Annotated in this window: 13 protein-coding genes; 12 read left to right on the top strand and 1 reads right to left on the bottom strand. The window is 37.5% G+C overall.

Annotated features, from left to right (window positions below):
• Nucleotide 1 precedes the first annotated feature (1 nt).
• The 12 genes from sipW to DS745_RS09770 all read left to right on the top strand — a co-directional run bounded on the left by sipW (nt 2) and on the right by DS745_RS09770 (nt 11,180).
• The gene (gene sipW, locus DS745_RS09715; RefSeq protein WP_129078056.1) at nt 2-589 is read left to right on the top strand and encodes a signal peptidase I SipW; all 588 of its coding nucleotides are present in this window, start codon (nt 2-4) and stop codon (nt 587-589) included.
• Between the two features lie 91 nt (nt 590-680).
• The gene (locus DS745_RS09720; protein ID WP_129078057.1) at nt 681-1,541 is read left to right on the top strand and encodes a TasA family protein; all 861 of its coding nucleotides are present in this window, start codon (nt 681-683) and stop codon (nt 1,539-1,541) included.
• A gap of 73 nt (nt 1,542-1,614) precedes the next feature.
• Nucleotides 1,615-2,190, top strand: a complete 576-nt coding sequence (locus tag DS745_RS09725) for a hypothetical protein (protein WP_129078058.1) — start codon at nt 1,615-1,617, stop codon at nt 2,188-2,190.
• A gap of 138 nt (nt 2,191-2,328) precedes the next feature.
• Nucleotides 2,329-2,958, top strand: coding sequence for an NAD(P)/FAD-dependent oxidoreductase (locus tag DS745_RS09730; RefSeq protein ID WP_129078059.1), 630 nt, complete (start codon nt 2,329-2,331; stop codon nt 2,956-2,958).
• A 116-nt stretch (nt 2,959-3,074) separates the two neighbouring features.
• Nucleotides 3,075-3,638: a hypothetical protein gene (locus tag DS745_RS09735; protein WP_129078060.1), complete on the top strand. Its 564-nt coding sequence runs from the start codon at nt 3,075-3,077 to the stop codon at nt 3,636-3,638.
• Nucleotides 3,638-4,999: a 4Fe-4S binding protein gene (locus DS745_RS09740; protein WP_129078061.1), complete on the top strand. Its 1,362-nt coding sequence runs from the start codon at nt 3,638-3,640 to the stop codon at nt 4,997-4,999. The genes DS745_RS09735 and DS745_RS09740 overlap by 1 nt, the downstream gene beginning before the upstream one ends.
• A 101-nt stretch (nt 5,000-5,100) precedes the next feature.
• The gene (locus DS745_RS09745) at nt 5,101-5,964 is read left to right on the top strand and encodes a Cof-type HAD-IIB family hydrolase (protein ID WP_129078062.1); all 864 of its coding nucleotides are present in this window, start codon (nt 5,101-5,103) and stop codon (nt 5,962-5,964) included.
• Nucleotides 5,965-6,126: 162 nt separating this feature from the next.
• The gene (locus tag DS745_RS09750; RefSeq protein WP_129078063.1) at nt 6,127-6,231 is read left to right on the top strand and encodes a YjcZ family sporulation protein; all 105 of its coding nucleotides are present in this window, start codon (nt 6,127-6,129) and stop codon (nt 6,229-6,231) included.
• Nucleotides 6,232-6,413: 182 nt separating this feature from the next.
• Nucleotides 6,414-7,400 carry a carbohydrate ABC transporter permease gene (locus DS745_RS09755; protein WP_129078155.1) on the top strand — a complete coding sequence of 329 codons (987 nt, stop codon included), beginning with the start codon at nt 6,414-6,416 and terminating at the stop codon, nt 7,398-7,400.
• Nucleotides 7,397-8,206 (top strand): carbohydrate ABC transporter permease, encoded by an 810-nt coding sequence (locus DS745_RS09760; RefSeq protein WP_129078064.1) that lies wholly within the window; start codon nt 7,397-7,399, stop codon nt 8,204-8,206. The genes DS745_RS09755 and DS745_RS09760 overlap by 4 nt, the downstream gene beginning before the upstream one ends.
• Nucleotides 8,207-8,236: 30 nt before the next feature.
• Nucleotides 8,237-9,583 (top strand): ABC transporter substrate-binding protein, encoded by a 1,347-nt coding sequence (locus DS745_RS09765; RefSeq protein WP_129078065.1) that lies wholly within the window; start codon nt 8,237-8,239, stop codon nt 9,581-9,583.
• 310 nt (nt 9,584-9,893) lie between these two features.
• Nucleotides 9,894-11,180 (top strand): MFS transporter, encoded by a 1,287-nt coding sequence (locus DS745_RS09770; RefSeq protein WP_129078066.1) that lies wholly within the window; start codon nt 9,894-9,896, stop codon nt 11,178-11,180.
• Nucleotides 11,181-12,089: 909 nt separating this feature from the next.
• Here DS745_RS09770 and DS745_RS09775 read toward each other — a convergent pair.
• On the bottom strand, nt 12,090-12,530 hold the full coding sequence (locus DS745_RS09775) for a CBS domain-containing protein (RefSeq protein WP_129078067.1): 441 nt from the start codon (nt 12,528-12,530) through the stop codon (nt 12,090-12,092).
• Between the last annotated feature and the right edge of the window lie 46 nt (nt 12,531-12,576).

A 12,576-nucleotide genomic window follows, 5' to 3' on the forward strand; every position in this document is an offset into this window, starting at 1 on the left:
TATGACAGCAAACAAAGTATGGAAATGGACCAGTAATATTTTATGGGTTGTAACTTTTACAACATTGCTAGTAATGACTCTAATAGTTCTCTCTAGTAGAGCTTCTGGAGGAGAACCTGAATTATTTGGTTATCAATTTAAAACGGTCCTCTCTGGGTCGATGGAACCGACTTTTAAGACGGGATCCATTATAGCAGTTAAATTAGTTGAAGATAAGAACAGTTTATCAGCAGGTGATGTCATTACCTATCAAGAAGGGCCTGGCACCATCGTTACTCATAGAATTATAGATGTTATTCAAAATGGAGAACATGTAATGTATTCGACCAAAGGGGATAACAATGAAAGTGCAGATACAAACCCAGTACTTTCACAGAATGTCATTGCAGTATATTCAGGTATTACCATTCCGTTCTTAGGATACTTTCTAGGCTTTGCTAGTTCTGCAAAAGGAACAGCAATATTACTAATAGTTCCAGGCTTGTTTTTACTAGGTTACTCAGCATTCACAATTCGTTCAGTCATTAAGGAAATTGAAGCAAAAGTTGCTCCACAAAAACCATCAGATGAAACTGAAAAAACAGCTTAACTTGGTTGCGCCCCTTATGGAAACATAAGGGTTCAATATAAAAAATACATATCTCAAAATGGGATGAAAAAAATCGAGGAGGAATTAGTCAATGAGTATTAAAAGAAAAATTAGTATGGGTGCAATGTCAGCATTACTAGGAATGTCATTAGTAGGTGGAGGAACTTGGGCAGCATTTAACGACACGGCAACGATTAATAACCATTTTGCAGCAGGGACGTTAGATTTAGTAGTGGGAAAAAGTCATAATAAACCGATAAGTTTTGACCTCGGTAATATGAAACCTGGTGACAATGTACAACGAATTTTCGAATTAAGAAATGCTGGTACTTTAGCAATTAAAGAAGTGTTATTAGACGTTGATTTTGATAATTTCGTTGATGATCTTACAGCGGTAAACGGAGGAGAAAATACAGCTGTGGAGTTCCTAAGTCAATTTAAAGTTAACTTTTTAGCTGTTGATACTGAAAGTCCTAGATGGGAACCGAGAGGCAAGGTAGTTCTAGATGGTAAAACATTGACATTAGCAGATCTTGTAGCTGGTCCGTCTGCTTATGGAACCAAAGTTGACCCAAGATACTTATCAAATGGAGTTATTAATTTAGTACCATTAGTTGTGGCAACTGATGGTGACCAAACTCGTAGAGGACTACCTGTAAATCCTACTGACATAGATAATGTATTCATTGAAATTGAGTTCATTAATAACACTGAAGATAGAAATGCTGATGGAACATTTGTTCAAAATAAATTCCAGGGTGATAGTATAGACTTCTTCTTCAACCTTGAAGCAACTCAATGGGATGGTGTCCATGTCGATAGTAACCATCGCAATGGTGACATAAACAATGGAGTACAGGGTTCAGCTGATGGAAACTCAATGCCAAATCAAAGAACAATCCAACGAAATGCTGAAGGAACTCTAGCGCATGATGAAGAAGTAACTGACTAATTCTTGAAATATAAATAATAAGAAAAGGTGGTTTCCCCACCTTTTCTTATTTCAATTTAGAAAGGATTTTCTTATGAAACTTAAATTATTCCTTCTACTATGCATAATTATATTCCCAATAAAAACCTTTGCTGAAACAGGGGTACCGGCACAAGAGCCGAATTTCCATGTTTCCCCCGCAGACCTACTCTTCGATCTAAACAACATAAAACCTGGAGACATTGCATCCCGGACCTTAGCAGTTTCCAACCATGGTGTAGAGTCTTTTAATTATGTAGCAATCCACAAGTTCACAGGCGGGTCCAAAAAGTTCTACGAAGAACTCTTGTTAAAGATTGAGGATAATCAGTCTACTTTATATGAAGGAAAACTAAATGAATTTAAGAGATTACCTGCCAGACCTCTAGAAAGCAGTGATATTGAAGATTTATTTTTTCAAATAGAGGTTCCTTTTCATTTAGGTAATGACTTCCAAGGCCTAACGAGTCAATTTACTTTTACTGTGGTAGCCGAGGAGGACTTGTTGCTGCATAATCAGCTTATCGATCTTGCGAATACAAATAAATACAGTTTGATGGAACTTGGGTTTGGCGGACTAATCTTAATTTGGATGAATAAACGTAATCGAAGACGTAAAAGCGTACAATAATATGCATTGTACGTTTTTTTATTTTGAGATATGTTCCTTTGGATTAAGTACTTCGGTCAAATACATTTACCCTTTACATACCACCCTAGGGTATCTTATAATTATAGTAGTAAATCACCTACGATAGGAGCTACCCATATGGATAACAAAAAGTACATTCCTTTAGCTGTTAATGGGGGTATCGGTTTTGGGGCGAAACTGACTCCAAAGCAGCTCATCGCATTAGCGAAATATTTAGATGAAGATACGGAAATAGAGTTAACAACCTTCCAACAGTTAATTATTCAAGTAACTGAAGATCAAATTGAGTCAGTGACAATAGAGCTTGAAAACGCCGGCTTCTCTGTTTACAAAGTAGGCTCCTACGTAAAAAGCCTTCGTACATGTAACTTCTGTCAGGGTGCAGAAGAAGAAGGAATGCCAATTGCCATTGAGCTTAATAAACGTATTGCTGGTCAACAGGTTCCCTTCACGTTACGCCCAGCTTACACAGGTTGTCCGAATGCATGTGGAGAACCACTTATAAATGATATTGGTGTTATTAAGCGCAAGGATCACTATGAACTTTACGTCGGTGGCCAGGCCAAAGGAGAGGACGCTCGCCCAGGAGTACTACTAAAGGATCACCTAGAGCCTGAAGAACTATTTAGCCTAGTAGACTCTTTGTTGGAGGTTTACCGTACTAACGGTAGAAAACGTGAGCGCTTAGGTAAGTTTATTGATAGATATGGCTTTGATAAGTTAAAAAACGAGTTAAAAATTAGTTAAGTAGCTCTTTTACAGGAGCTTCTTTTTTTATTCGCTAGATATACATACTTTCTTAAAAGTTTCTTCATAATTTCCCACTAATCTAAATTTGTAAATGAATTTGGGGAGGAAAGACCATGAAAAAGAAAAAAGGATTAATTAAAACGTTATTCTTCATTCTAGTTTTATCTATACCAATTCCAGCACTAGCTCATGGTGGAGAGGAAACCGAACAAGATCATGCACCAAGTGTTTCTAATGAAGGGCAGTCTCACAGCCATGGTCAAACTGAGGGTGACGATCAAGACAACGCAGGACATAACCACGGTGAAACTGAAGATCATCATGGAGAAGCAGTTCACCACCACGGAGATGCCGAAGATCATCATGGAGAAGCAGATCACAACCACAAAGATGCTGTAGATCATCTAAAAAAGGAAGAACACGAACATAGTGATGCTGAGGATCACAGTCATGAAAATAGTGATCACAGCCACGGGGAAGCTGATGATCACGAGAATAGTCACAGCCATGGTGAAGATGATAACCACGATCATGGTGATGATGGTCATTCTCACGAGTATGAAGAAACAGGCGCAAACTTACCCCTGCTAGGAACCTTTGCTGCAATTAATGGTGGGTTTATTGCCTTTGGAGCTGTTCGTAAGATTACTAGAAAAAGAAAGAGTGGTGTGAAGTAATGGCGATACCAGAAAAAAAGCTACCTTCAAAAAAGCCATTCAATTTTTTAGACATATCCTTTGTTAAAACATTTATCAAAAGCAAGTGGTACCCTGGAATATTTCAATGGACTGCAATGATTGTGTTCGCAGTGATTGTTTTTGAGCTAATGACGGGGACAGTCAATCCACACCGAAACTGGGGAACAGCAATGACATGGGTGTTATGGTGGCCAGTTGTCCCGATTTTATTTGTATTAGTTGGACGTTTTTGGTGTGCGGTCTGCCCCTTCGGAAAAATAAGCGATATTGTTAGAAGGCTTGTAGGTAATGAGAGCCCGATGCCGAAATTTTTAAAGAAATATGGTATCTGGCTCATTGATGCTACTTTTATCATTATTACATGGGCTGATCATATTTTCGGTGTTGTTCATTCTCCTAGAGGATCAGGAATTTTGCTTCTATTATTACTCACGATGGTGGTCATCACTTCGGTCTTTTATGAAAGAAGAACGTTTTGTAAGTCGCTCTGTTTTTTAGGTGGTTTAGCAGGAAATTACTCACGAGCTGGAATGATAGAGTTAAGAGGTAATCTAGACATTTGTCGTACATGTAAAACGCAGTCTTGCTATAAAGGAAGCGAAAAGGCTGAAGGGTGTAACATGTTTCAATTTGTTCGTTCAATGGACAATAGTGCTGAATGTAACATCTGTGGTGATTGTGTGAAAAATTGTCCTAACGATTCCATACGCATTTCTCCTAGAAAACCAACAATGGAGCTCTGGGGTATTAAAAAGCCAATGCTTGAACAATCGTTTTTAGCAGCCGTCATTATGGGGATAGTATTAGTTCAAAACGTTACTATGCTGGAAGTTTGGGATCATATACTGAATGGGATTGGTGTGGTTACACGTACAAGTAACTTTACTATCAACTTTACGATTGCATTTATTATTGCAATGATTATACCAATCGGTATGCTCTGGTACGCATCAAAATTAGGGTCGAAAACATACGTAGACACTACGACAAAGCAAAACTTTATCCGGTTTGGTTATGCATATATCCCAATTGATTTAGCAGGTCATTTAGGTCATAATTTATTTCACCTGTTAACGGAAACAAAAGCACTTTACTACAATACAATGGGTTTATTTGGAGTGTACATGTCTGGTGATCTAGCCATCGTATCTGATGAAACAGTTCGTGTTCTACAATTCGTGCTTGTTATACTAGGAACATGGGCTTCCATGTATGCAGTGTATAGAATTGGAGAGAAGAAATCTATGAAACAGCTTTGGCCGTTTTACTTGCTAATGATTATATTTGGAATTGTAAACTTCTATCTGTTCTCATTACCTATGGATCACCGAGTTCACTAAAATATATAAACTCCTACACAGTCTTGAAAGATGTTGTAGGAGTTTTCTTTTGATATAATGGGGAAAATCTAACCTATAGGACAAATTAAAGGAGAACAGTAATGAAAAAATTAATTGCGATTGATCTCGATGGTACATTGTTGTCATCAAATCTTGATATATCAGTTGAAAATATTACGGCGATTCAAAAAGCACAAGAGGCTGGTCATATTGTGATGATCTGTTCTGGGCGTGCTCCTGAAGATATTCAAAAAGTGTTGATTAACACGCCTTTACAATGCCCTCTTGCAGGCAGTAATGGAACAGTAGTAATCGTTGATGGTGAAAAGTTATCGGAAGTCTCGATTGCAAAAGAAAGTGTTCGAACGATTGCTAATGTGTTAGAGAGTAATAAATCTCCATTTAAACTTTACACTAATAAAGGAATTTATGTACAAAAACATTTTAGTACTCGTATCTCAAACGTATTAGAAAATGATCAAAAATTAACAGAACATTTTACAGAAAAAGAAATTAAGTTTATGACTGAAACTCCTGTGGAAAGTGAGACGGTTACGTTATTTGAGGAAATTGAAGAAGTGCTTCAAGTAGAGAATATTGCTGTTCAAAAGTTTTTTATCTCTACTTTTGTAGGTAAAGAAGAGTTGACTTCAACGCTTTCTAATCAACTAGAGGATATTTCAATCACAACCTCTGGCCCGTATAACATTGAAATAATGGATCGAAGTGGTCACAAGGGCAATGGACTAAAAGTAATTGCTGAACATTATCAAATCGATATCGAAAACACGGTAGCAATTGGTGACAATTTTAATGATGTTCCAATGCTTAAACTAGCTGGTTTATCCATTGCGATGGGAAATGGTGACCCCACCGTAAAGGAGATGGCAGATCAAATTACTTTAACAAACGATCAACATGGTGTTGCTGTAGCGATTAAAAAATATGTATTAAACCAGAGTTAAATGTTAAAACACAAGTTACTTGCTTGTGTTTTTTATTTTTTCTTGAATTTCATTAAAATAGAAATTAATAAACTCCACAAACGTCTAGTCACATTTAGGGGTAACTGAATAGTATGTTCTTAGGTGGAGCAATCCACAAATATCTTAAAGGAGTGATTATGAATGGGTCACGCAGGTCATGGTATGGGCGCTGGTTTCGCGCTAATCGTAGTGTTGTTCATCCTATTAGTAATTATTGGGGCTTCTTACGTAGGATACGGCTACTAAGATAAGGTCCTTAAAAGTGAAAAGAGTTCCAGGCTTAGCCTGGGGCTTTTTTTGTTTTCGTTTAAAAAACTCTACACTTTTTTTACAATTATTTACACTAAGTTAACTGTAGCTTATTAATTGGTTGTTATAGTTAACTACGTTGACTAGCTTATAGGAAAGATTGGAGGTTTTTAGTGAGAATGCACTCTAATGCAGTTAGAAAAGTTGAGCAGAGTAACAAAAACCATTTGCAACCACCTGTAGTACATAAATCCGGTAAATTACAAACAGATACAAAGAGAGTACAAAGAGTGAAGTCGTGGAAATTATTTGGCGAAGGCCTTATCTATCTATTTCCAGCCTTACTACTGTTAAGTGTGTTTTTATTATATCCAATGGCAAAAACGCTCTACTATAGCTTTTTTATTACAAATCCTCGGGGTGACACTTTATTATTTGTAGGTTTAGAGCATTACCTATCACTGATGAAGTCTCCGAGTTTTCAAAATAGTATGATTCAAACGTTCAAGTTTGTTCTTTACACCGTACCAACCGGAGTCATAGTTTCCTTATTTTTAGCTGTCATTGCAAATGAAAGAGTAAGAGGTATTGAATTTTTCCGAGTTGTTTTTTCTTCCTCTTTGGGAATTTCAGTAGCCGCAGGTGCTAGTATTTGGCTCTTTATGTTTCATCCTAGTCTTGGGGTACTGAATAATATTCTCCAAGTATTTGGTCTTGAAGGAGTGGCTTGGCTTACTTCTGGTAAGTGGGCACTACTTTCGGTTTCAGTAACGACGATTTGGATGGGGCTAGGGTTTAACTTCATTATTTTATTAGGTGGTCTTCAAAGTATTTCTCAAGAGTTATATGAAAGTGCCTTAATTGATGGAGCAGGCTATTTTACTAGACTTTTTAAGATTACGTTACCGTTGCTCTCACCGACATTATTTTTTGTCATTACTGTAACACTAATTAACGCGTTTCAATCCTTTGGTCAAATTCACATTTTAACTGGTGGGGGACCAAATGAAGCGACCAACATTATTGTTTATTCCATTTATAAGGAAGCTTTTGAGTTTTCGAGGTTCGGCACGGCTAGCGCGCAGGCGATTATTTTGTTTGTCTTTATTCTAACCGTAACTATTTTGCAGTTTAAGGTTGGGGAGAAGAAGGTGCATTATCAATGATAAAAAAGCTGATTACATATGTTTTATTGGTTACTGGCGCAGTTATTATCTTTTTCCCTGTACTCTTTGCCTTACTAGCAAGCTTTCTTACACCATCACAAATAAGTCGGGGGCAGTACATGCCAACTTCATTAAACTTTGAGAGTTATTTGAAAGTATTTCAAGATGTCCCGTTACTAAAGTTCTTGATAAATAGTTTTATAGTTTCCACATCAGTTACGATTGGGCAACTAATTATCTGTAGTTTAGCCGCATTTGCAATTGTTTTTGTTCCGTTTCGGGGAAGGAATTTCTTTTTCTTTCTATTTATTTCAACAATGCTAATTCCCTGGGAAGCGGCGATGATCCCAAACTTTATTACGATTATTAATTTAGGCTGGATTAATAGCTATTTGGCGTTAATTGTTCCTTTTCTAACAACGGCCTTTGGAATTTTTCTTTTAAGACAGCACTTCATGACGATTCCAAAAGAATTGTATGAGTCAGCTCAAATTGATGGTTGTTCTAGGTTTCGTTTTCTTTGGTCCTTTGCGATACCTTTATCAAAACCAATGCTAAGCGCTTTAAGTATTTATGCGTTTTTAACAACATGGAATATGTATTTATGGCCATTGCTTGTTACAAGCAACAATGACGCAAGAACTGTACAAATCGGAATTAGAATGATGATTTCTCAAGAAGCCGCGACATCATGGAATACGATCATGGCGGGAGTCATTATCATCTTATTGCCAACCTTGCTTTTACTGTTTTTAGGGATTAAACAGCTTCGTCGCGGTTTAATGTCTGGAGCATTGAAAGGATAGAAAAAACATATACATAGGAGGAATTGGAAAATGGGAGTAGAATGGGTAAAAAAATCGTTCCTTGTAATTTTAATGATGCTTTTAGCTTTTACGATGTCAGCTTGTGGAAACACATCTAAAGCAGTACAAAAGACGGAAGATGGTAAGGTGATCGTTGATTTTTGGTATGCTTTAGGTGGAAATCTTGGAGAAGCAGTTACACAAATGGTTGATGAATTTAATGCTAGTCAAGACAAAGTCCACGTAAATGCTGTTTATCAAGGTAGTTATGAAGAGTCATTAACTCAATTAAGACAGTTAGCTGGAACGAGCAATGCTCCTGCAGTTGTGCAAGTTTTTGAAGTAGGAACGAAGTATATGATTGAAAGTGGTTATATCGAACCGATGCAAACATTTATTGATAAAGATAAGTTTGACTTATCTCAGTTAGAGGAAAATATTCTTTCCTACTATAAAGTGGATGGAAAGTTATACTCAATGCCGTTCAACACATCAAATGCGATCATGGTTTACAATAAAGATATGTTTAAACAAGCTGGGTTAGATCCAGAAAATCCGCCACGCACGTTTAGTGAAGTAAGTGCAGCAGCGAAAAAGATTAGAAGTCACTTTGGTACGAATGTTCATGGGTTTTCTGTAGTAACACATGGGTGGTTTACAGAACAAATGATAGCTAATCAAGGTGGTTTATACGTAGACAACAATAATGGTCGTTCTGGGGAACCGACAGCTACATCAATTAATGGTGAAGAAGGACAACGTTGGTTTAAATGGCTACACGAGATGAAACAAGATGGAACGTTGGGTGACTATGGTCGTGCTTGGGATGATCACCGTGCAGCATTCCTTGGTGAAACGGTAGCAATGTACCTTGATTCAACGGCTTCATTAGCAGGAACAGTAACAAACGCTGAATTTGAGGTAGGGACAGCGTTTTTACCAACTGCAGATGGAATGGACCCACAAGGAGTGATCGTTGGTGGAGCTTCTATTTGGATGATGACTGATATTCCTAAAGAAACTCAGAATGCAGCTTGGGAATTTATCAAATTTACTGCAAAGCCTGAAGTCCAAGCAAAATGGGCAGCAAACACAGGCTACTTCCCAATCACGAAGGCTGCTTATGACCAAGACGTTTTAAAGGACCGTTATAACGAGTATCCTCAGTTTTTAACTGCAGTACAACAACTTCAGAACACAAGTGTAACACCAGCTACTCAAGGAGCTTTAATTGGAGTATTTCCAGAAGCTCGTGAAAAGGTTGTAAATGCTGTCGAGAGTATCCATGGGGGAGCAGATCCGATTGAAGCAATTAACAAGGCTGCAGAAGAAATTAACGCTGAGTTAGAAAACTATAAACGAGTCAATCAAAAATAAACTAGAGACTAGCGAAAGGGTGAACCCTACCGCTAGTCTTTATTTTTCATATTTACGCCTTGTTATAAATTTGCTATAGTTAATAAAGTATTTAGGTAAACGAAATAGTTAGTTAAAAGGCTCTTTTCGTAAACATTTTTGCTTTTTTCTTTTTCCTCTATAATAATCGGAAAATACCCTAGATGAAGATATCAGCCAATAAATTATGTAAGAAAAGAGCAATACTTACTAAATTAGTTGTGAATTCTTAGTATTTTTTAAGCAACAAACTTTGCGAAAAGAGCCTAGTTAAAAGGAGTGCGTTCGTAGGATGAAAAAAAGAGGAAACTTACCATTTGAGCCACCTTTCTTTTACGGGTGGATTATTGTATTTATTGCAGCATTGTCAATTTTTTTCTCAGGACCTGGGCAAACGTACTCAATATCGATATTTATTGATGCATATTTGAGTCATTTTGGTTGGAGCAGTACGCTTGTATCTACAATGTATTTATTTGCGACACTGTTAGCTGGTTTTCTCCTTTTTATCATCGGAAGATTGGTAGATAAGCACGGTCAAAGGAAGATGACCGTTACTGTTGCGGTGTTATTAGGAGTTGCTTGTATTTTTAATAGTATGCTCCTTGGCCCAACGATGTTGTTCATCGGCTTTTTTATGCTGAGATTATTTGGGCAAGGTTCAATGACGCTAATTCCTGGTACACTAATCCCACAATGGTTTGTTGGGAAAAGAGGTCGAGCTCTAAGCTTTATGGCTTTTGGGAGCTTTTTAAGTGCGGCTGCGTTACCACCATTTAATGCTTGGTTAATTGACCAGGTGGGTTGGCAGGCTTCGTGGTTAGTTTGGGCAGGTTTATTATTATTGGTATTTGTTCCGTTGGCCTTCTTCCTAGTTAGGAACAAACCTGAGGATGTAGGACTCTTCCCTGACAATCTAACTGCTGAAGAAGCAATGACAACGAATCCAAAAAAGTCTTCGATATTCGAAGAAGCATGGACTGTCAAAGAAGCGTTGAGAACTCCGCAATTTTGGATGTTACTATTTTGTGTAGCAGTTCCTTCGATGGTTAATACCGGAATTGTGTTTCACTTTGTTCCTATTTTAGCTGAAAGTGGAATAGGTCGGACTCAAGCAGCCTTTATCCTAAGTATTATGGCAATGGTTTCATTCCCAATTACGTTTTTAGCAGGCTTTATTGTAGAAAAAATCAAGGCGAATTACGTTATTGCGTTTGCTGCCTTGGGACAGATTGGAATTATGCTTCTGTTAATTCAAACGGATTCCTATACAACGGCAATTGTTTTTGGGGTTGCACGAGGACTTGTCGGAGGATTTGAAGCCATTAGTATTGGTATTATTTTTCCGAATTACTTTGGCCGTGCCAATATCGGCAGTATAAAGGGTGTTTCTTCAACGGTCATGGTGATTGGATCAGCTTTTGGACCGTTACCATTTGCATTAGCTTATGATCGATTTAGCAGTTATCAAGAAATACTTTATATGATGATGATTTTTCCATTGTTAGCGATGATTTTTGCTATTATCTCGAAGAAACCGGTAAAACAAACAGAGAAAATGAAAGAACAAGCATCCTAAACTCAACCAATGTTGTTGGGTTTTTATCTTTTATGGGACAAAAGTTGAAGTTTACTACAATGGTTGATGTCGCATGATTTGAAATTTATCACTGAAACCTAACTTACAGTCCAAACCACGTGATTTACAATCCAAAAATCAAAATTTACAGTCCAAACTAGGTGGTTTCAGTCCAAACCACGTAATTTACAGTCCGAAAATCAAAATAGTTACAGTCACAACAAGGCGATTTACAGTCCGGAATCAAAATTTACAGTCCAAACTTAAAATTTACAGTCCAACCCACGCGATTTACAGTCCGGAATCAAAATTTACAGTCCAAACCACGTAATTTACAGTCAAAATCAAAATTTAAAGTCCAAACCACGCGTTTTACAGTCCAAACTCAAAATTTACAGTCCAAACCACGTAATTTACAGTCGAAATCAAAATTTAAAGTCCAAACCACGCGATTTACAGTCCGGAATCAAAATTTACAGTCCAAACTAGGTGGTTTACAGTCCAAACTCAAAATTTACAGTCCAAACCACGTAATTTACAGTCGAAATCAAAATTTACAGTCCAAACCACGTAATTTACAGTCGAAATCAAAACTTACAGTCCAAACCACGCGATTTACAGTCCAGAATCAAAATTTACAGTCCAAACCACGTGATTTACAGTCCAAAATCAAAATTTACAGTCCACAAACCACGTAATTTACAGTCGAAAACAAAATTTACAGTCCAAACCACGCGTTTTACAGTCCAAACTCAAAATTTACAGTCCAAACCACGTAATTTACAGTCCAAACTCAAAATTTACAGTCCAAACCACGCGATTTACAGTCCAAAATCAATACTTACAGTCCAAACTCAAATCCCCCAAAAATAGTAAAAAGCAGTGTGCCCTTAAGCACACTGCTACTACTTATTGTCTAAGCTGGTCTGGTTCCGCTGGCGTAGAGATACTCGCTAAAGCTTCTCCAGCTTCGTTTTGATAAATGTCTGTTTCAGCTAAGTCACCAATCGCAACCATTCCCACTAGTTGATTGTTATCAACAACTGGTAGACGGCGGATTTGTTGTTGTGCCATGATGTTTGCCACTTCATGAACATCCATTGTGGAGCTAGCAGTAGTAACGTTGTTCGTCATACATTGTGATACTGGAGTGTTAGGTCCAATACCGTCAGCAGTTGAACGAATGGTAATGTCACGGTCAGTGACAATCCCTTGTAATTGTCCATTCTCTACAACAGGAATTACACCAATATTGTGCTGCTTCATAAGTTGAGCGCACTCCTGGATAGATTGTTGCGGTGTTACGCAAACAACATTTTTCGTCATAATTTCGTTAATTGATTGTGCCATTTTTTTTCCCTCCTTTACTCCATTTAGTTTCTTCAAGAGTGAACTA

Source organism: Anaerobacillus alkaliphilus, from assembly GCF_004116265.1.
Classification (GTDB): Bacteria; Bacillota; Bacilli; order Bacillales; family Anaerobacillaceae; genus Anaerobacillus; species Anaerobacillus alkaliphilus.